15 protein-coding genes are annotated in these 20,864 nt (G+C 62.7%); 11 read left to right on the top strand and 4 right to left on the bottom strand.

Annotation, left to right across the window (positions count from 1 at the left end; translation table 11 throughout):
* The 4 genes from VXM67_RS08565 (at nt 1) to VXM67_RS08580 (ending at nt 5,886) form a co-directional block, all read left to right on the top strand.
* Nucleotides 1-633: a DsbA family protein gene (locus tag VXM67_RS08565; RefSeq protein ID WP_023379255.1), complete on the top strand. Its 633-nt coding sequence runs from the start codon at nt 1-3 to the stop codon at nt 631-633.
* The gene (locus tag VXM67_RS08570) at nt 626-2,458 is read left to right on the top strand and encodes an ABC transporter ATP-binding protein (RefSeq protein ID WP_027906878.1); all 1,833 of its coding nucleotides are present in this window, start codon (nt 626-628) and stop codon (nt 2,456-2,458) included. Before VXM67_RS08565 ends, VXM67_RS08570 begins: the two co-directional genes overlap by 8 nt.
* 149 nt (nt 2,459-2,607) lie before the next feature.
* Entirely contained in the window at nt 2,608-5,064 is a 2,457-nt protein-coding gene (locus tag VXM67_RS08575; protein ID WP_027906877.1) for an EAL domain-containing protein, read from the top strand.
* Nucleotides 5,065-5,100: 36 nt separating this feature from the next.
* Nucleotides 5,101-5,886, top strand: coding sequence for a TenA family transcriptional regulator (locus VXM67_RS08580; RefSeq protein WP_023379258.1), 786 nt, complete (start codon nt 5,101-5,103; stop codon nt 5,884-5,886).
* Nucleotides 5,887-5,933: 47 nt separating this feature from the next.
* On the opposite strand, the gene VXM67_RS08585 is transcribed toward VXM67_RS08580, so the two are convergent.
* The 3 genes from VXM67_RS08585 to ubiG all read right to left on the bottom strand — a co-directional run bounded on the left by VXM67_RS08585 (nt 5,934) and on the right by ubiG (nt 8,203).
* Entirely contained in the window at nt 5,934-6,674 is a 741-nt protein-coding gene (locus VXM67_RS08585; protein ID WP_023379259.1) for a YciK family oxidoreductase, read from the bottom strand.
* 156 nt (nt 6,675-6,830) lie between these two features.
* Nucleotides 6,831-7,502: an N-acetylmuramic acid 6-phosphate phosphatase MupP gene (gene mupP / locus VXM67_RS08590; protein WP_023379260.1), complete on the bottom strand. Its 672-nt coding sequence runs from the start codon at nt 7,500-7,502 to the stop codon at nt 6,831-6,833.
* A gap of 2 nt (nt 7,503-7,504) precedes the next feature.
* The gene (gene ubiG, locus VXM67_RS08595; RefSeq protein ID WP_027906876.1) at nt 7,505-8,203 is read right to left on the bottom strand and encodes a bifunctional 2-polyprenyl-6-hydroxyphenol methylase/3-demethylubiquinol 3-O-methyltransferase UbiG; all 699 of its coding nucleotides are present in this window, start codon (nt 8,201-8,203) and stop codon (nt 7,505-7,507) included.
* Nucleotides 8,204-8,314: 111 nt separating this feature from the next.
* On the opposite strand from ubiG, the gene mtnA reads away from it, so the two are divergent.
* The 7 genes from mtnA to rpsA all read left to right on the top strand — a co-directional run bounded on the left by mtnA (nt 8,315) and on the right by rpsA (nt 19,707).
* Nucleotides 8,315-9,391 (top strand): S-methyl-5-thioribose-1-phosphate isomerase, encoded by a 1,077-nt coding sequence (mtnA, locus tag VXM67_RS08600; RefSeq protein ID WP_027906875.1) that lies wholly within the window; start codon nt 8,315-8,317, stop codon nt 9,389-9,391.
* A 404-nt stretch (nt 9,392-9,795) separates the two neighbouring features.
* Nucleotides 9,796-12,567 carry a DNA gyrase subunit A gene (gene gyrA / locus VXM67_RS08605; RefSeq protein WP_023379263.1) on the top strand — a complete coding sequence of 924 codons (2,772 nt, stop codon included), beginning with the start codon at nt 9,796-9,798 and terminating at the stop codon, nt 12,565-12,567.
* Nucleotides 12,568-12,723: 156 nt separating this feature from the next.
* Nucleotides 12,724-13,809, top strand: a complete 1,086-nt coding sequence (gene serC / locus VXM67_RS08610; RefSeq protein ID WP_186598671.1) for a 3-phosphoserine/phosphohydroxythreonine transaminase — start codon at nt 12,724-12,726, stop codon at nt 13,807-13,809.
* Nucleotides 13,809-14,903 carry a prephenate dehydratase gene (gene pheA / locus VXM67_RS08615; protein WP_023379266.1) on the top strand — a complete coding sequence of 365 codons (1,095 nt, stop codon included), beginning with the start codon at nt 13,809-13,811 and terminating at the stop codon, nt 14,901-14,903. Before serC ends, pheA begins: the two co-directional genes overlap by 1 nt.
* A 76-nt stretch (nt 14,904-14,979) precedes the next feature.
* A complete protein-coding gene (locus VXM67_RS08620) occupies nt 14,980-17,220 on the top strand; it encodes a bifunctional prephenate dehydrogenase/3-phosphoshikimate 1-carboxyvinyltransferase (protein ID WP_027906874.1) in 2,241 nt (746 codons plus the stop codon).
* Complete coding sequence (cmk, locus tag VXM67_RS08625; RefSeq protein ID WP_023379270.1) at nt 17,217-17,903, top strand: (d)CMP kinase; 687 nt, start codon at nt 17,217-17,219, stop codon at nt 17,901-17,903. The genes VXM67_RS08620 and cmk overlap by 4 nt, the downstream gene beginning before the upstream one ends.
* Nucleotides 17,904-18,027: 124 nt before the next feature.
* A complete protein-coding gene (gene rpsA, locus VXM67_RS08630) occupies nt 18,028-19,707 on the top strand; it encodes a 30S ribosomal protein S1 (protein ID WP_023379271.1) in 1,680 nt (559 codons plus the stop codon).
* A 330-nt stretch (nt 19,708-20,037) separates the two neighbouring features.
* Here the strand turns inward: rpsA and VXM67_RS08635 are convergent, their stop codons facing one another.
* Nucleotides 20,038-20,472 carry a transposase gene (locus VXM67_RS08635; RefSeq protein WP_081669640.1) on the bottom strand — a complete coding sequence of 145 codons (435 nt, stop codon included), beginning with the start codon at nt 20,470-20,472 and terminating at the stop codon, nt 20,038-20,040.
* Nucleotides 20,473-20,864: the final 392 nt, after the last annotated feature.

Genomic DNA, 20,864 nt, shown 5'->3' on the forward strand with positions numbered 1-20,864 from the left:
ATGTCCGCACGCCTGCTCTATGTGATGGACCCGATGTGCTCCTGGTGCTGGGGCTTCGCACCCGTTGCTGAGGCCCTGATCGCCCAGGCGCGTGAGGCCGGTGTACCGACGCGTGTGGTGCCGGGCGGGTTGCGTACCGGCGGCAGTGCCTTGGACGCATCCACGCGTAAGTACATCCTCGAGCATTGGCAGGCGGTGGCGGATGCCACCGGGCAACCGTTTCGTTTCGACGGGGCGATGCCCGACGGTTTCGTCTATGACACCGAGCCGGCATGCCGCGCCCTGGTAACCGCCCGCGAGCTGGACGCCGAGCGCGTCTGGCCGCTGCTGGCGCTGATCCAGCGTTCTTTCTACGAGCAGGGTGTGGATGTCACCCGTGCCCCGCAACTGGTCGAGCTGGCCGAACAAGTGGGCTTCGACCGCGAGCGGTTTGCCCAGCACTTCGCCAGCCACGACGTCCGCGCCGCCACGGCAGCCGACTTCAGCTGGGTGCAGGATTTGGGTATCGCCGGTTTTCCGACCCTGCTGGCCGAGCGTAATGGGCAGTTGGCCTTGCTGACCAATGGCTACCAGCCGCTGGATCGCCTGCAACCCTTGCTTGGCCGCTGGCTAGGGCAGGCCGCCTGTGCTTGATCTGCCAGGGTCACCCGACCCTGTGCCGGGGAAACCCTCTTCCGTGGCCGATCGTCTGAGCTGGGCGGAAATTCGCCGCCTGGCCCTGCATCACAAGAAACAGCTGTGGTCCGCCAACCTGGTCGCCGTGTTGGCCGCGTGCTGCAGCGTGCCCATTCCGCTGCTGCTGCCATTGCTGGTGGACGAGGTGCTGCTCGGCCACGGTGATGCTGCATTGAAGTGGATGAACCACCTGCTGCCGACCGGCTGGCAAGTGGCCGCGGGCTACATCGGCCTGATGCTGGTGGCCACGCTGTGCCTGCGCCTGGCGGCTCTGGCGTTCAACGTTATCCAGGCCAAGCTGTTCGCCGGTTTGGCGAAGGATATCGTCTACCGCCTGCGCATCCGCCTGATCGAGCGCCTCAAGCGCATTTCCTTGAAAGAGTACGAAAGCCTCGGCAGCGGCACGGTGACCACTCACCTGGTCACCGACCTGGATACCCTCGACAAATTCGTCGGCGAGACCCTTAGCCGGTTCCTGGTCGCCATGCTCACCCTGACCGGCACCGCCGCCATCCTCATCTGGATGCACTGGAAGCTGGCCTTGCTGATTCTGTTGTTCAACCCGCTGGTGATCTACTTCACCGTGCAGTTGGGCAAGCGCGTCAAGCACCTGAAGAAGCTCGAAAACGACAGCACCTCGCGCTTTACCCAGGCCTTGGCCGAAACCCTCGACGCCATCCAGGAGATACGCGCCGGCAACCGCCAGGGCTACTTCCTGGGGCGCCTTGGCCTGCGGGCCCGGGAGGTGCGGGACTACGCCGTGGAGTCGCAATGGAAGAGCGATGCCAGTGGCCGTGCCAGTGGCCTGCTGTTCCAGTTCGGTATCGATATCTTCCGTGCCGCGGCCATGCTCACGGTGCTGTTCTCGGACTTGTCCATCGGCCAGATGCTGGCCGTGTTCAGCTACTTGTGGTTCATGATCGGGCCGGTGGAACAACTGCTGAACCTGCAGTACGCCTATTATGCGGCCGGTGGTGCGCTGAGCCGTGTCAACGAGCTGCTGGCACGTGACGACGAGCCGCAGTACCCGGCGGCCTGCGACCCGTTCGCCGGGCGCGAGACGGTGGGCATCGAAGTGCGAGACCTGCGCTTCGCCTACGCCGACGAGCCGGTGCTGGAACACCTCGACCTGGCCATTGCGCCGGGGGAGAAGGTGGCCATCGTGGGCGCCAGTGGCGGAGGCAAGAGCACGCTGGTGCAACTGCTGCTGGGGCTGTACAGCGCCCAGGCCGGCACCATTCGCTTCGGTGGCGCCAGCTTGCAGGAAATTGGCCTGGAAACCCTGCGCGAGAACGTTGCGGTGGTGCTGCAGCATCCGTCGCTGTTCAACGACACCGTACGCGCCAACCTGACCATGGGCCGCGAATGTACCGACGAGGCCTGCTGGCAGGCCCTGCGCGTGGCCCAGCTGGATGCGACCATCGCTGCTTTGCCGCAAGGCCTGGACAGCGTGGTCGGCCGTTCCGGGGTGCGCCTTTCCGGTGGCCAGCGTCAGCGCCTGGCCATCGCCCGTATGGTACTGGCCGAGCCCAAGGTGGTGATTCTCGACGAGGCCACCTCGGCCCTGGACGCTGCCACTGAATACAACTTGCACCAAGCCTTGTCGCACTTCCTGCGGGGCCGCACCACGTTGATCATCGCCCACCGCCTTTCGGCAGTGAAGCAGGCGGATCGGGTGCTGGTGTTCGATGGCGGGCACGTGGCCGAAGATGGCGGGCACCAGCAGTTGATCGCCGAAGGCGGCCTGTACGCCAAGCTTTACGGGCATTTGCAGCAGACTTGACGAGCCGGTCGCCGGCTCGTCGGTCCGCCCGGAACCGCAAAATTTTCCCGATTACCGCCCTTAAAAACCCCGTCGTGCAGATGGCAAATGGCCTACGCTGTGCTTGTCTGGGTTGATCGACGCCTCATCTGCTCTGCGACAGGGATTACATGAAGGGAAAACGGACTCTCGAAGCGCCAAAGCTACTCGGTATCATTTGGCCCTTCATTGCTGTTGTGGTCTTCCAGGTGTTGCTGGGCAGTCTCAGCCTTTATGCGCTGTCGGCTGTGCGCGCCTACGTGGCTGGTGAAAGCCTGTGGTCCAAGGCCCAGAAAGACGCCATCTACTACCTCAACCTTTATGCCGACAACCGCGATGCGCAAACCTTCGAGCGCTACCGCGAGGCGATCAAGGTGCCCCAGGGCGATCACGAACTGCGCGTGGTGCTCGACCAGCCCAACCCGGACCTGGACGCGGCGCGCCGGGCTATCTTGCAGGGCGGCAACCATCCCGATGATGTCGACCGCATCATCTGGTTCTACCGCAACTTTCGCCAGATCAGCTACATGCAGCGGGCAATCGCCTACTGGGATATCGGCGATGCCCACCTGAACCAGCTGGATGTGCTGGCCACGGAGATGCGCGAAGGCTTCGCGTCGGCCAGGGTCAATGCGCGGCAGTTGGGCGAGTGGAAGGCACGCATCGTTGCCATCAATGAAGGCGTGACCCCAGCGGCCAAGGCATTCAGCGATGCCCTGGGCGAAGGCTCGCGCATGCTGTTGCGGGTGCTACTGATCACCAACCTGCTGACCGCGCTGTTCCTCATCAGCTTTGCCTGGCGCCGTTCGAGCAAGCTGTTGGCCCAGCGCCAGGCCTTCGCCAGCGCCCTGCAGGAAGAGAAAGAGCGGGCGCAGACTACCCTGCAGGCCATCGGCGATGCGGTGATCACCACCGATGTCGAGGGTTGCATTGGCTACATGAACCCCGCCGCCGAGCAACTGACCCACTGGCAGGCCGGCCAGGCCCATGGCTTGCCATTGTCGGCGCTGTTCAGCCTGGTGGACGAACAGGACGACCAGGAAAGCGCCTCCCTGGTCGAACAGGTGATCAGCGGCAACCTCAAGGGTGGCTCCGACCATTCCAGGCTGATCCAACGCCTGGATGGCAGCACGGTGTCCATCAACCTGGTCGGCTCACCCATCATCAACGAAGGGCAGGTGGCCGGCATCGTGCTGGTGCTGCACGACATGACCCAGGAGCGCCAGTACATCGCCAACCTGTCCTGGCAGGCGACCCACGATGCCCTGACGGGGCTGGCCAACCGCCGTGAATTCGAATATCGCCTGGAGCAGGTGCTCAACGACCTGGCGCGGCAGAATGGCCGGCACTCGCTGATGTTCCTCGACCTCGATCAGTTCAAGCTGGTCAACGACACCTGCGGCCACGCTGCCGGCGATGAGCTGCTGCGGCATATCTGTGCAGTGCTGCAGGCCTGCCTGCGCGAAAGCGATACCCTGGCTCGCCTGGGGGGCGACGAGTTCGGCGTGCTCTTGGAGAACTGTCCGGCCGAGCAGGCCGAGCGCATCGCCGAGCACCTGCGCCAAAGTGTGCAGAGCCTGCATTTTGTCTGGAAGGGGCGGCCTTTCGTCACCACCGTCAGCATTGGCCTGGTGCACATGGCCCAGGCCCCTGGCACCCTCGAGGCATCGCTGCGGGCTGCCGACATGGCCTGCTACATGGCCAAGGAAAAAGGCCGTAACCGGGTTCAGGTGTACCACGTCGATGACAGCGAACTGTCCATGCGGTTTGGCGAGATGGCCTGGATCCAGCGCCTGCATGTGGCCCTGGAGGAAAACCGCTTTTGCCTCTATGCCCAGGAAATCGCCGCGCTCAAGACCCTCGAAGGCCCGGGCCACATCGAGATCCTGTTGCGCCTGCACGATGAAGGCGGCCGTACCATCTTGCCTGACAGCTTCATCCCTGCGGCTGAACGCTATGGCTTGATGACCGCCCTGGACCGTTGGGTGGTGCGCAACGTGTTCCAGGTGATTCGCCAGTGCCTGGACGAAGGTCGCGAAGGGCCGTTGTCGATGTGCGCGATCAACCTTTCAGGCTCCAGCATCGGTGACGACAAGTTCCTGGAGTATTTGCAGAGGCTGTTCGCCGAGTATTCGATTCCTCCCCGGTTAATCTGTTTTGAAATAACCGAGACCAGCGCTATCGCCAATTTGGGTAGCGCTATTCGCTTCATCAATGAATTGAAAGGATTGGGCTGCAAATTCTCCCTCGACGACTTCTGCGCCGGAATGTCGTCATTCGCCTATTTGAAGCATTTGCCTGTAGACTTCCTGAAGATCGACGGAAGTTTCGTAAAAGATATGCTCGACGATCCGGTCAATCGTGCCATGGTCGAGGTGATCAACCACATTGGCCATGTGATGGGCAAACGCACCATTGCCGAGTTCGTCGAAACCCCGTTGATCGAACAGGCCTTGCAGGAGATCGGCGTGGATTACGCCCAGGGCTATTTGATCGAACGTCCGCAGGTATTCACCTGCGACAGTCTGCAACGCCAACGGATTGCCGCGAGACCCCTTTTGCACAGGGCGCCGGGAACGTTTCGCTGAAATGTCCCGATAATCACATGGATCAAGGAGCTGAACGTGATTGACTCATTCATACGTATCGGGCCACTGATGGACCCGGCCAGTTACCCGCAATGGGCTCAGCAACTGATTGAAGAGTGTCGTGAAAGCAAGCGCCGGGTGGTCGAGCATGAGTTCTATGAGCGCCTGCGCGATAACCAACTACGACCTGCCACGATTCGCCAGTACCTGATCGGTGGCTGGCCGGTGGTCGAGCAGTTTTCCCTGTACATGGCCCATAACCTCACCAAGACCCGCTATGCCCGCCATCCCGGCGAAGACATGGCGCGGCGTTGGCTGATGCGCAACATCCGGGTCGAGCTGCACCATGCCGACTATTGGGTGAATTGGTGCCAGGCCCATGGCATTCACCTGCACGAGTTGCAGGCACAGGAAGTGCCGCCAGAGCTGAATGGCCTGAATGACTGGTGCTGGCGTGTGTGTACCACCGAATCGCTGGCCATTGCCATGGCTGCGACCAACTACGCCATCGAAGGGGCGACCGGAGAATGGTCGGCGGTGGTCTGCTCGACCGACACCTATGCCGAGGGCTTCCCGCCAGAGCAGCGCAAGCGCGCCATGAAATGGCTGAAAATGCATGCTCAGTACGACGATGCCCACCCTTGGGAGGCGCTGGAGATCATCTGTACCCTGGCGGGTGAAAACCCGACATTGGGTCTGCGCACCGAGCTGCGCAGGGCGATCTGCAAGAGCTACGACTGCATGTACCTGTTCCTTGAGCGGTGCATGCAGCTCGAAGGGCGCCAGCAGGGGCGTCTGCGCCCGGCGTTGGTGGCCGGTTGAGTCTTGCGGATGGGGCCGTAAAGCGGCCCCATCCGTGACGAACGGGCTTACTGGGCGTCGAACGCCTGCCCATTGACCCCGGAGCTGTCCGGCCCCATCAGGTACAGGTACACCGGCATGATTTCTTCAGGCAGCGGGTTGTTCTGTGGGTTCTCGCTCGGGTACGCCTGCGCCCGCATCGCGGTGCGGGTAGCCCCAGGGTTGATGCTGTTGGAGCGCACCGGGGCAACGCCGTCGAGCTCGTCGGCCAGGGTTTGCATCAGCCCTTCGGTGGCGAACTTCGAAACACCATAGGCGCCCCAGTATGCCCGGCCCTTGCGCCCGACGCTGCTGGAGGTGAACACCACCGACGCGTCCTCGGACAGCTTGAGCAGCGGCAGCAGGGTGCTGGTGAGCATGAAGGTCGCGTTGACGTTGATGTGCATCACGCGCATGAAATTGTCACCCGACAGCTGCTCCAGCGGCGTGCGCGGGCCGATGATCGAGGCGTTGTTCAGCAAACCATCGAGGCGGCCGAACTGTTCCTCGATCATTGCCGCCAGCTCGTCGTACTGGTGGGGCAGGGCGGTTTCCAGGTTGAACGGGATCACCACCGGTTGCGGGTGGCCGGCCGCTTCGATCTGGTCATAGACCTCGTTGAGGTTGGCCTCGGTCTTGCCCAGCAGCAGCACGGTGGCGCCCAGGGCGGCATAGGCCTTGGCGGCAGCGGCGCCGATGCCGCGACCGGCACCCGTGACCAGAATGATACGGCCCTTGAGCAGGTCGGGGCGGGCGGTGTAGTCGAACATTGTTCTGTCCTTCGAGTTCGTGCGGGCGACCCGGCCCCCTTGTGGGGGCGGGTTTACCCGCGAATGCGTACGTTCAGGCGCCGTGGTCGTCCGGGCTGGCGCATTCGCGGGTAAACCCGCTCCTACAGGGACGGCGCCCGGCGCATCAGTCGGGTTTCAGCAACCGCACAGCGCGCTGTCGATCACTTTGCGCAGTTCCAGCGGGTGGTCCACCACCACGTCGGCACCCCAGTTGTTCGGGTTGTCTTCTGGATGAATATAGCCATAGCGAACTGCCGCCGTGCGGGTGCCGGCATCGCGGCCGGACTCGATGTCCCGCAAGTCGTCGCCGACGAACAGTACGCTGGCCGGGTCAAGGTTCAGCGTGGTGCAGGCCAGGATCAGCGGCTCGGGGTCGGGCTTGCTGTTTTTCACGTGGTCCGGGCAGATCAGCAAGGCCGAACGCTCGGCCAGGCCCAGCCGCTGCATGATCGGCTCGGCGAAACGCACCGGTTTGTTGGTGACCACGCCCCACAGCAGGTTGCCTTTCTCGATGTCGGCCAGCAGTTCGCCCATGCCGTCGAACAGCCTGCTGTGCACTGCGCAGTCGCGCTGGTAGCGCTCCAGGAATTCCAGGCGCAGGGCCTCGAAGCCCTCGGCGTCGGGGTCCATCGCAAAGGTGGCGGCGACCATGGCGCGGGCGCCACCGGAAATCACGTCACGGATGCGCTTGTCGTCGATGGCCGGCAGGTTACGCTCGGCCAGCATGGCCTGGCAGATGGCGATGAAGTCCGGCGCCGTGTCGAGCAGGGTGCCGTCCATGTCGAAGAGTACCGCTCGCAAACGCATGCTCATTCCTCGCGCAGGGTCTGGATCATGTAGTTGACGTCTACATCGCTGCTGAGCTTGTAATGCTTGGTCAGCGGGTTGTAGGTCAGGCCGATGATGTCCTTGACTTCAAGGCCGGCGGTGCGGCTCCAGGCGCCCAGTTCCGAAGGGCGGATGAATTTCTTGAAGTCGTGGGTGCCGCGCGGCAGCATCTTGAGGATGTACTCGGCGCCGACGATGGCCAGCAGGTATGCCTTCGGGTTGCGGTTGATGGTGGAGAAGAACACCTGGCCGCCGGGTTTGACCATGCGGTAGCAGGCGCGAATCACCGAGGAGGGGTCCGGCACGTGTTCGAGCATCTCCAGGCAGGTGACCACGTCGAATTGCCCGGGCATCTCTTCGGCCAGGGCTTCGGCGGTGATCTGCCGGTATTCGACCTGCACGCCGGATTCGAGCTGGTGCAGTTGGGCGACCGCCAGCGGGGCTTCGCCCATGTCGATGCCGGTGACGGTGGCGCCGCGCAGGGCCATCGCCTCGCTGAGGATGCCGCCGCCACAGCCCACGTCGAGCACTTTCTTGCCGGCCAGGCTGACGCGCTCGTCGATCCAGTTGACCCGCAGCGGGTTGATGTCGTGCAGCGGCTTGAACTCGCTTTCGCGGTCCCACCAGCGGTGCGCCAAGGCTTCAAACTTGGCGATTTCGGCGTGGTCGACGTTGCTCATGTGAACAGTCCTCTGAAACTTCGCTAGATTGCGCGGGAGTATACCCGAGCGCCCAGGGCTGAGGGTCGCTATAATCGCCCGCTTTTGACATCCGAACGACGGGGAGAGGCGATGCGCGAGCGACTTTTGGCGGCGGAGAAGGTGACCGGGATCCGCTGGCAGGACGGCGCCCTGCACCTGCTCGACCAGCGTTTGCTGCCATCGCAAGAGCGCTGGCTGGCCTGCGACAATGTCTCACAGGTGGTGGAAGCGATTCGGGATATGACCGTGCGCGGCGCTGCCGCCATCGGCATTGCCGCGGCTTTCGGCCTGGTTCTGGCGCTGCGCGAGCGCCTGGCGGCGGGCGGCGACTGGGAAACCGACCTGGAAGAGGATTTCCTCAACCTGGCCGAGGCGCGCCCGACCGCCGCCAACCTGTTCTGGTCGCTCAACCGCATGCGCGAGCGCCTGCTGCGCTTGCGCCCCGAAGAAGACGTGCTGGCGGCGCTGGAGGCCGAGGCGGTGGCCATTCACGAGAGTGATCGCGAGGCCAACCTGACCATGGCCCAGCACGGCATCGAGCTGATCCGTCGTCATCAGGGCAACGAGCAGACACTGCTCACCTACGGTAATGCCGGCGCCCTGGCCAGTGGCGGCTTCGGTACCGCGCTGGGGGTGATCCGCGCAGGGTTCCTGGAGGGTATGGTCGAGCGGGTCTACGCCGGCGAGACCCGCCCGTGGTTGCAGGGCTCGCGGCTGACCGCCTGGGAGCTGGCCCGCGAGAGTATTCCCGTCACCCTGTGCGCCGATTCGGCCTTGGCCCACCTGATGAAAAGCAAGGGCATTACCTGGGTAGTGGTCGGTGCCGACTGCATCGCTGCCAACGGTGACGTGGCCAGCAAGATCGGCACTTATCAGCTGGCAGTCAGCGCCATGCACCATGGTGTGCGCTTCATGGTGGTGGCACCGAGCACCAGCATCGACCTGAACCTGGCGACCGGCGAGGACATTCCGCTGGAAGAGCGTGATGCCGACGAGTTGCTGGATTACGCCGGTACCCGGGTCGCGCCGGATGTGGAAGTGTTCAATCCGGTGTTCGATGTGACTCCAGCGGATCTGATCGATGTAATCGTGACCGAGAAAGGTGTCGTCGAACGACCGGACACCGCCAAGCTGGCGCAATTGATGTGTCGCAAGCGTTTGCACTGACCGGGGTGTAGGGCGGGGGCGTCTTTGGGGTCGAGCGCTGCCCGCGCGGGGCATCGCGAGCAAGGCTCGCTCCTACGGTTGTTTCGAGGCAATGAGTTACTGGCCTGAAACAGGTGTAGGAGCGAGCCTTGCTCGCGATGCCCCGCGCGGGCGGCGCTCGATCGCCCAGGCGATACACCGCTCACGTCAGGCCACCTGCCACATCTCCCCACTGCCACTGCCTTTGTGGTAACATCCGGCAGTTTCCAAGACCGCCCATGACGGCGGCCTTCATTGCGCAAGTCCATGGCTCAACTCATTGATTTGTCGTAAGTCGTCGCACCCTTATGCGCTGCGGCGGCGAGCTTCGTTCGGCCCTTGAAGGAGGCTGCGAAGTTTCACCAGAAAAAGGAATCAGGCTTCTCATGGGCGAACTGGCCAAAGAAATCCTCCCGGTCAATATCGAAGACGAACTGAGACAGTCTTACCTCGACTACGCGATGAGCGTGATTGTCGGGCGAGCGCTGCCCGATGCGCGTGACGGCTTGAAGCCCGTGCATCGCCGCGTTCTCTTTGCGATGAGCGAGCTGGGCAACGACTGGAACAAGCCGTACAAGAAATCCGCCCGTGTGGTCGGTGACGTGATCGGTAAGTACCACCCGCACGGCGATACCGCGGTCTACGACACAATCGTGCGTATGGCCCAGCCATTCTCGCTGCGCTACCTGCTGGTCGACGGCCAGGGCAACTTCGGTTCGGTGGACGGCGACAACGCCGCGGCCATGCGATACACCGAAGTGCGCATGGCCAAGCTGGCCCACGAGCTGCTGGCCGACCTGCACAAGGAAACCGTCGACTGGGTGCCCAACTACGACGGCACCGAGCAGATCCCGGCGGTCATGCCTACCCGTATTCCCAACCTGCTGGTCAACGGTTCCAGCGGTATTGCCGTGGGCATGGCGACCAACATCCCGCCGCACAACCTGGGTGAGGTCATCGACGGCTGCCTGGCGCTGATCGACAACCCGGACGTCACCGTCGACGAGCTGATGCAGTACATCCCGGGCCCCGACTTCCCCACTGCCGGCCTGATCAACGGTCGTCAGGGCATCATCGAGGCCTACCGCACCGGCCGTGGCCGCATCTACATGCGCGCCCGCTCCGAGATCGAAGACATCGACAAGGTCGGTGGTCGCCAGCAGATCGTGATCACCGAGCTGCCTTACCAGCTGAACAAGGCGCGCCTGATCGAGAAGATCGCCGAGCTGGTCAAAGAGAAGAAGATCGAGGGCATCACCGAGTTGCGCGACGAGTCCGACAAGGACGGCATGCGCATCGTCATCGAGCTGCGTCGCGGCGAGGTGCCGGAGGTGGTGCTGAACAATCTGTATCAGCAGACCCAGCTGCAGGCCGTATTCGGCATCAACGTCGTTGCGTTGGTCGATGGCCGTCCACGCCTGCTCAACCTCAAGGACCTGCTCGAAGCTTTCGTCCGTCACCGCCGTGAAGTGGTGACCCGTCGTACCGTGTTCGAGCTGCGCAAGGCCCGTGAGCGCGGCCACATCCTCGAAGGCCAGGCGGTCGCGCTGTCCAACATCGACCCGGTCATCGCCCTGATCAAGGCTTCGCCGACGCCGTCGGAAGCCAAGGAAGCGCTGATTTCCAAGGCTTGGGAATCCAGCGCCGTCCAACTGATGGTCGAGCGCGCGGGAGCCGACTCCTGCCGTCCAGAAGACCTGCCGGAGCAATACGGCCTGCGTGACGGCAAGTATTACCTGTCGCCGGAGCAGGCCCAGGCCATCCTGGACCTGCGTCTGCACCGCCTGACCGGCCTGGAACACGAGAAGCTGCTGGCTGAGTACCAGGAGATCCTGGAACAGATCGGCGAGCTGATCCGTATCCTCAACAGCGCCCAGCGCCTGATGGAAGTGATCCGCGAAGAGCTCGAAGCCATCCGCGCCGAATACGGCGATGCCCGTCGCACCGAAATCCTCGATGCCCGCCACGACCTCAACTACGGCGACATGATCCCGGAAGAAGAGCGCGTGGTGACCATTTCCCACGGCGGCTACGCCAAGACTCAGCCGCTGTCGGCCTACCAGGCCCAGCGCCGTGGTGGCAAGGGCAAGTCGGCCACCGGCGTGAAGGACGAGGACTACATCGAGCACCTGCTGGTCGCCAACAGCCATGCCACGCTGCTGCTGTTCTCCAGCAAGGGCAAGGTCTACTGGCTCAAGACCTACGACATCCCAGAGGCGTCCCGTGCCGCCCGCGGCCGTCCGCTGGTCAACCTGCTGCCGCTGGAAGAGGGTGAGCGCATCACCGCCATGCTGCAGATCGACCTGGAAGCACTGCAGCAGAGCGCTGGCGCCGAGGAAGAGCTGGAGGACGGGGAAGACACCGTGCTCGAAGGCGAAGTGATCGAGGCCGAGGAAGTCGACGAAGAAGACGGCGACACCCCGGAATGGGTCGCCGAACCGACCGGCGCCTACATCTTCATGGCTACCGCTTCCGGTACCGTCAAAAAGACCCCGCTGGTGCAGTTCGCCCGTCCGCGCTCCAACGGCCTGATCGCCTTGAAGCTCAAGGAAGGTGACACCCTGATCGCTGCGGCCATCACCGACGGCGCCAAGGAAGTCATGATGTTCTCCGACGCGGGCAAGGTGATCCGCTTCGCCGAAAGCGTGGTGCGTGAAATGGGCCGTAACGCCCGTGGTGTACGCGGCATGAAGCTGGGCAAGGGGCAGCGGATCATCTCCATGCTGATTCCTGAGTCCGGCGCCCAGATTCTCACCGCTTCCGAGCGTGGCTTCGGCAAGCGCACCCCGCTGTCCAAGTTCCCGCGTCGCGGCCGTGGTGGCCAGGGTGTCATCGCCATGGGGACCAAAGGCCGCAATGGCCTGCTGATCGGCGCCATCCAGGTGCAGGAAGGCGAAGAGATCATGCTGATCTCCGACCAGGGCACGCTGGTGCGCACACGGGTTGGCGAAGTCTCCAGCCTGGGTCGTAACACCCAGGGCGTGACGTTGATCAAGCTGGCCAACGACGAGACGCTGGTGGGCCTGGAACGGATCCAGGAACCGTCCGAGGAAGAAGTCGATGAGATCATCGAGTCGGACGAGGAGGGTGTCGAAGCGGCTGTGCCGGATGCGGCAGACGATGACACTGCGGGTGCCGAAGAGGCACCGCAGGAATAAGCAAGCGCAAAACCCGAGCGGGGCGACCAAGGTCGCCCCGTTTGACTGATTAAGCTGGGCAATTGGGGCGCAGAGCAGCCCTGATACAGGCGTCACAATGTCGACTGGTCGGCATCGAATTACGATTTTGTTCTATTTGGCAGAGCGAGAGTGGATGTGAGCAAACGAGCCTTTAACTTCTGCGCAGGCCCTGCCGCGCTTCCGGACGCGGTCCTGCAGCGCGCCCAGGCTGAAATGCTGGACTGGAATGGCAAGGGCCTGTCGGTGATGGAGATGAGCCATCGCAGCGACGACTACGTGGCCATCGCCGAAAAGGCCGAGCAGGACCTGCGTGACCTGCTGTCCGTCCCCTCCAACTACAAGGTGCTGTTCCTGCAGGGCGGTGCGAGCCAGCAGTTCGCCGAGATCCCGCTGAACCTGCTGCCGGAAAGCGGTACCGCCGACTACATCGAAACCGGCATCTGGTCGAAAAAGGCCATCGAGGAAGCCCGTCGCTTCGGTAACGTCAACGTGGCTGCCAGCGCCAAGCCCTACGATTACCTGGCCATTCCTGGTCAGAACGAGTGGAAGCTGACCAAGAACGCGGCCTACGTCCACTACGCGTCCAACGAGACCATCGGCGGCCTGCAGTTCGACTGGGTGCCCGAGGCGGGCGACGTCCCGCTGGTGGTCGACATGTCGTCCGACATCCTCTCCCGCCCGATCGACGTCTCGCAGTACGGCCTGATCTACGCCGGCGCGCAGAAAAACATCGGCCCGAGCGGCCTGGTCGTGGTCATCGTCCGTGAAGACCTGCTGGGCCATGCCCGTAGCATTTGCCCGACCATGCTCGACTACAAGATCGCGGCCGACAACGGCTCGATGTACAACACCCCGGCCACCTACTCCTGGTACCTCTCGGGCCTGGTCTTCGAGTGGCTCAAGGAGCAGGGCGGCGTCGAGGCCATGGAGCAGCGCAACCGCGCGAAGAAAGACCGCCTGTACGGCTTCATCGACGCGAGCGAGTTCTACACCAACCCGATCAGCCACAACGCCCGTTCGTGGATGAACGTGCCGTTCCGCCTGGCCGACGAGCGCCTGGACAAAGCCTTCCTGGCCGGTGCAGACGCCCGTGGCCTGCTCAACCTCAAGGGCCACCGTTCGGTGGGCGGCATGCGCGCCTCGATCTACAACGCCCTGGGCCTGGAGGCGGTAGAAGCGCTGGTGACCTACATGGCCGAATTCGAGAAGGAGCACGGCTGATGTCCGATCAAGAGCTCAAGGCGCTGCGGGTACGCATCGACAGCCTCGACGAGAAGATCCTCGAGCTGATCAGCGAGCGTGCCCGGTGCGCCCAGGAAGTGGCCAAGGTCAAGACCGCCTCGCTTGCCGAAGGCGAAAAGCCAGTGTTCTATCGCCCCGAGCGTGAGGCCGCCGTGCTCAAGCGCGTGATGGAGCGCAACAAGGGCCCACTGGACAACGAAGAGATGGCGCGCCTGTTCCGCGAAATCATGTCGTCCTGCCTGGCCCTGGAAGAGCCTCTGAAGGTCGCCTACCTGGGCCCTGAGGGTACCTTCACCCAGGCTGCGGCGATGAAGCACTTCGGTCATGCCGTGGTCAGTCGCCCGATGGCGGCCATCGACGAAGTCTTCCGCGAGGTGGCGGCCGGTGCCGTCAACTTCGGCGTGGTGCCGGTGGAGAACTCTACCGAAGGTGCAGTCAGCCACACCCTGGACAGCTTCCTCGAGCACGACATGGTGATCTGCGGTGAAGTCGAGCTGCGTATCCACCACCACTTGCTGGTGGGCGAGAACACCAAGACCGACAGCATCACCCGCATCTACTCCCATGCCCAATCGCTGGCCCAGTGCCGCAAGTGGCTCGATGCGCATTACCCGAATGTCGAGCGCGTGGCGGTGTCCAGCAACGCCGAGGCCGCCAAGCGAGTCAAGGGTGAGTGGAATTCCGCGGCCATCGCCGGCGACATGGCGGCGAACCTGTACGGTTTGACCCGCCTGGCCGAGAAGATCGAAGACCGTCCGGACAACTCCACGCGCTTCTTGATGATCGGCAACCAGGAAGTGCCGCCGACCGGCGACGACAAGACCTCGATCATCGTCTCGATGAGCAACAAGCCGGGTGCGCTGCACGAGCTGCTGGTGCCATTCCACGAGAACGGCATCGACCTGACCCGCATCGAGACCCGTCCCTCGCGCAGCGGCAAGTGGACCTACGTGTTCTTCATCGACTTCGTTGGCCACCACCGCGACCCGCTGATCAAGGCGGTGCTGGAGAAAATCAGCCAGGAGGCCGTTGCGCTCAAGGTCCTGGGGTCGTATCCGAAGGCGGTGCTTTGATCGAAGATTGCCGGGGCTGCAAAGCAGCCCCTGCGGTCTCACAGACTGTCCTGATTTCTGAACAGGGTTCGCACCAGTGGTAAAAGCAGTAACAACCAAACCCGCGCCAATCATCAACCGCCTGGTCGTGGTCGGCCTCGGCCTGATCGGCGGCTCCTTCGCCAAGGGCCTGCGTGAGAGCGGCCTGTGCCGCGAAGTGGTCGGCGTCGACCTGGATGCCCCGTCGCGCAAGCAGGCCGTGGCCCTGGGCGTGGTCGACCGTTGCGAAGAAGACCTCGCCGCCGCCTGTGTCGGCGCCGATGTCATCCAACTGGCCGTGCCGATCCTGGCCATGGAAAAACTACTCGCCCGCCTGGCTCAGCTCGACCTGGGCAAAGCGGTCATCACTGATGTCGGCAGCGCCAAAGGCAATGTCGTACGGGCTGCCCGTGCCGTCTTCGGTGAGCGCCTGGCGAACTTCGTGCCGGGCCATCCGATCGCCGGTTCCGAGCAAAGCGGGGTAGAGGCCTCCAACGCGGCCTTGTTCCGCCGGCACAAAGTCATCCTCACGCCATTGCCGGAAACCGACCCTGCCGCCCTGGCGCTGGTCGATCGCCTGTGGCGTGCGCTGGACGCCGATGTCGAGCACATGCAGGTCGAGCGCCACGACGAAGTCCTGGCCGCCACCAGTCATTTGCCGCACCTGCTGGCCTTCGGCCTGGTCGATTCCCTGGCCAAGCGCAATGAAAACCTTGAGATCTTCCGGTACGCTGCGGGTGGTTTCCGCGATTTCACGAGAATCGCCGGAAGCGACCCGACCATGTGGCACGACATCTTCCTCGCCAACCGCGAAGCCGTCCTGCGCACCCTGGATACTTTTCGCAGCGACCTCGACGCCTTGCGCGACGCGGTCGATGCTGGGGACGGGCACCAGCTGCTGGGTGTGTTCACCCGCGCACGCGTTGCCCGCGAGCATTTCAGTAAAATCCTGGCCCGCCGGGCCTATGTGGACGCTATGAACGCCAACGATCTGATTTTCCTGGCCCAACCTGGTGGCCGCCTGTCCGGACGGATCCGCGTTCCGGGCGACAAGTCGATTTCCCACCGTTCGATCATGCTCGGTTCGCTGGCCGAGGGCACGACCGAGGTCGAAGGCTTCCTCGAAGGCGAGGACGCGCTGGCGACCCTGCAGGCCTTCCGTGACATGGGTGTGGTCATCGAAGGCCCGAACCATGGTCGTGTGACCATTCATGGTGTCGGCCTGCACGGCCTCAAGCCGCCACCTGGCCCGCTGTATGTCGGCAACTCCGGCACGTCGATGCGCCTGCTGTCCGGCCTGCTGGCGGCGCAGCCATTCGACACCACCATGACCGGCGATGCCTCGCTGTCCAAGCGCCCGATGAACCGCGTGGCCAATCCGCTGCGCGAAATGGGTGCGGTGGTCGAGACCGGTCCTGAAGGGCGTCCGCCGCTGACCATCCGTGGTGGCCACAAGCTCAAGGCCCTGACCTATACCCTGCCGATGGCCAGTGCCCAGGTTAAATCCTGCCTGCTGCTGGCGGGCCTGTACGCCGAAGGCAAGACCACCGTCACCGAGCCTGCGCCGACCCGTGACCATACCGAACGCATGCTGCGCGGCTTCGGCTACTCAGTGGAAAGCAATGGCCCGGTCGCGTCCTTGCAGTCCGGTGGCAAGCTCACCGCGACGCGCATCGAAGTGCCGGCAGACATTTCCTCCGCAGCCTTCTTCCTGGTGGCCGCCTCGATCGCCGAAGGCTCCGAGCTGGTGCTCGAACACGTCGGCATCAACCCGACCCGCACGGGCGTCATCGACATCCTGCGGCTGATGGGCGGCGACATCACCCTGGAAAACCAGCGTGAAGTTGGCGGTGAGCCGGTGGCCGACCTGCGCGTGCGCGGCGCCAAGCTCAAGGGCATCGACATTCCCGAAGAACTGGTGCCGCTGGCCATCGACGAGTTCCCCGTGCTGTTCGTCGCCGCGGCCTGTGCCGAAGGCCGTACCGTGCTGCGTGGCGCCGAAGAGCTGCGGGTGAAGGAGTCCGACCGCATCCAGGTGATGGCCGATGGCCTGATCACCCTGGGCATCCAGTGCGAACCGACCCCGGACGGCATCATCATCGATGGCGGCCAGCTCGGCGGCGGCGAAGTCCACGGTCACGGCGACCACCGCATCGCCATGGCATTCAGCGTCGCCTCGCTGCGAGCCAGCGCGCCGATCCGCATCCACGACTGTGCCAACGTCGCCACCTCGTTCCCCAACTTCCTGGCGCTGTGCGCCGAAGTCGGTATTCGCGTTGCCGAAGAGGGTAAGTCGTGAGTTCGCTGGCACCGGTCATCACCATCGACGGGCCAAGCGGCTCGGGCAAGGGCACGGTGGCTGGCTTGCTGGCCCGTGAGCTGGGTTGGAGGCTGCTGGACTCCGGCGCGCTGTACCGCTTGCTGGCATTCAATGCCACCAACCATGGTGTCGACCTCACCAACGAAGAGCTGCTCAAGGCCTTGGCCGCCCATCTGGATGTGCAGTTCATCGCTGCCGAGCCCGGTAAGCTACAACAGATCATTCTCGAAGGTGAGGACGTCAGTCACGTCATCCGCACCGAGACGGTCGGCGCCGGCGCCTCCATGGTCGCTTCGCTGCCAGCGGTGCGCGAGGCGCTGTTGCAGCGCCAGCGCGCGTTCCGTGAAGCACCGGGGTTGATCGCCGACGGTCGCGACATGGGCACGGTGGTGTTTCCAGATGCGCCGCTCAAGGTCTTCCTCACTGCCAGCGCGGAGGAGCGCGCACGCCGCCGCTACCTGCAGTTGAAGGCTAAGAATGAAGATGTTAGTCTGTCGAGTCTGCTAGATGAGATACGTGCGCGTGATGAGCGTGACACCCAGCGCGCAGTGGCCCCGCTGAAGCCAGCGGCCGATGCCATACAGCTGGACTCTACCGAGTTGTCCATCGAGCAGGTGTTGCAACGTATCAGGAGCGAGATCGCCCAGCGCGACCTTCTCTGATCGCCAGGAAGGCAGGCAGGGGCACCAGTCAACGTCCTGCCCGCTTTCCTTTACTTAAACGAAACCCACATTGTCTGGAATGTGGCTCTGGGCGTATGTTTCGCCCGAATCTACAGGAATTAAAATGAGCGAAAGCTTTGCAGAACTCTTTGAAGAAAGCCTGAAAACCCTCAATCTTCAGCCGGGTGCCATCATCTCCGGTATCGTTGTCGACATCGACGGCGACTGGGTTACCGTACACGCTGGTCTGAAGTCCGAGGGCGTCATCCCGCTCGAGCAGTTCTACAACGAAGCTGGCGAGCTGACCATCAAGGTCGGTGACGAAGTTCACGTTGCGCTGGACGCGGTCGAAGACGGCTTTGGCGAAACCAAACTGTCCCGTGAAAAAGCCAAGCGCGCCGAGTGCTGGATTGTTCTGGAAGCAGCTTTCGCCGCCGAAGAAGTGGTCAAGGGCGTTATCAACGGTAAGGTTAAGGGCGGCTTCACTGTCGACGTTAACGGCATCCGTGCGTTCCTGCCGGGCTCCCTGGTTGATGTCCGCCCTGTGCGCGACACCACCCACCTGGAAGGCAAAGAGCTGGAATTCAAGGTCATCAAACTGGACCAGAAGCGCAACAACGTTGTTGTTTCGCGTCGCAGCGTCCTGGAAGCCGAGAACAGCGCCGAGCGCGAAGCCCTGCTGGAGACCCTGCAGGAAGGCCAACAGGTCAAGGGTATCGTCAAGAACCTCACCGACTACGGCGCCTTCGTGGACCTGGGCGGTATCGATGGCCTGCTGCACATCACCGACATGGCTTGGAAGCGTATCAAGCACCCGTCGGAAATCGTCAACGTTGGTGACGAAGTCGACGTTCGCGTCCTGAAGTTCGACCGTGAGCGCAACCGCGTTTCGCTGGGTCTGAAGCAAATGGGCGAAGATCCGTGGGTAGCTATCACCGCTCGTTACCCAGAAGGTACTCGCGTAACTGCTCGCGTTACCAACCTGACCGACTACGGCTGCTTCGCTGAGCTGGAAGAAGGCGTTGAAGGTCTGGTACACGTTTCCGAAATGGACTGGACCAACAAGAACATCCACCCGTCGAAAGTCGTTCAGGTTGGCGACGAAGTGGAAGTCATGGTTCTGGACATCGACGAAGAGCGTCGTCGTATCTCCCTGGGCATCAAGCAGTGCAAATCGAACCCATGGGAAGATTTCTCCGGCCAGTTCAACAAGGGTGACAAGATCACCGGTACCATCAAGTCGATCACTGACTTCGGTATCTTCATCGGTCTGGAAGGCGGCATCGACGGTCTGGTTCACCTGTCCGACATCTCCTGGAACGAAACTGGCGAAGAAGCCGTGCGTCGTTTCAAGAAGGGCGACGAGCTGGAAACCGTCATCCTGTCGGTTGACCCAGAGCGTGAGCGCATCTCCCTGGGCATCAAGCAGCTGGAAGACGATCCGTTCTCCAACTTCGTTGCTGTCAACGACAAGGGCGCTATCGTCAAGGGCATCGTGAAAGAAGTTGACGCCAAAGGCGCCATCGTCACCCTGGCCGACGACATCGAAGCTACTCTGAAGGCTTCCGAAATCAGCCGTGACCGCGTTGAAGACGCGCGTAACGTTCTGAAGGAAGGCGAAGAGATCGAAGCCAAGATCATCAGCGTTGACCGCAAGTCCCGCGTCATCAGCCTGTCCATCAAGTCGAAGGACGACGCTGAAGAGCGCGAAGCTATCCAGAGCCTGAAAAACACCGCTCCGGAAGCTGCTGCCGACACCACCATGGCTGCGCTGCTGCGCGAAGCTATGGCCAAGCAGAACTAAGTTCTGTTTGATCGGTAAAAAAGGGGTGGCCTTCAGGTCGCCCTTTTTTTTCGCTTGAGTTTTGTGGTGTGGCGTAAATCGAGCGCCGCCCGCGCGGCGCATCGCGAGCAAGGCTCGCTCCCACGTTTGTTTTCGGCCAATTATGCCTGTGGCATACGCGCGCGACCGCTTTGGCGCACGGCACGATATCGAGTCGGACAAACAAGGCGGTCGCGCGCGCCTTTCACAGGCGTTACTGGCCGAAAACAAACGTAGGAGTGAGCCTTGCTCGCGATGCGCCGCGCGGGCGGCGCTCGATCTACCAGGCGCTGCATCCCGGCAGCCATGCACTCATAACCACACCGCATCCCAATGTGGATAATCGCCGACCCTGGCAACCAATCCAGCCCTGATCGGATTGGCGACGATATACCTGGCTATCTTCAAGACATCGTCATCACGACGCAGGGCTCGGTCGTGATATCCCGCTTGCCAGACCGGCGTGGCCTTTAACCCTGCCTTGCGCAATGCGTGACTGGTTCGGGATTTGAAGCGTTGCATCAGTGCGCTAAGCGTCACATCCCTTAACTCAAGCAACCAATGCACATGGTCAGGCATCACGACCCAGGCTAGCGATCGACAATATTGCTTATGTTCGACATGGCGAAGGTTGTGAATGACCAGGCGCGCAAAACGGAAGTTGAAGAACAGCGGGTGACGTTGATGCGTGACGGTGGTCAGCATATAGAGCCTGCCTGGCTCAGAGTGTCTTGCTCGGCGAAGCATGCAGCCATGAGGTTTGGGCACTGGTTTCTTCCTTGAACGATTTTGTGCCCGTTGAGCGTAGCCAAGCGCATTTAACCCCGGAATGGTTAAAGATTCTCAGTATGTTAAATACTGGTACTGGGTGCAGGGGGGCGTGAGTGCCGTGGTCGCAATGTTTGAATTTTGTGGTGGGGCGTAAATCGAGCGCCGCCCGCGCGGCGCATCGCGAGCAAGGCTCGCTCCTACGTTTGTTTTTGGCCAATAATGCCTGTGGCACACGCGCGCGACCGCCTTGTTCGTACGGCTGGATATCGCGTCGAGCACCAGGGCGAGGGCGGTCGCGCGCATTTCTCACTGGCATAACTGGCCCGTAACAAACGTAGGAGCGAGCCTTGCTCGCGATGCGCCACCCG

Source organism: Pseudomonas sp. Rh2, assembly GCF_040762985.1.
GTDB lineage: Bacteria > Pseudomonadota > Gammaproteobacteria > Pseudomonadales > Pseudomonadaceae > Aquipseudomonas > Aquipseudomonas taiwanensis.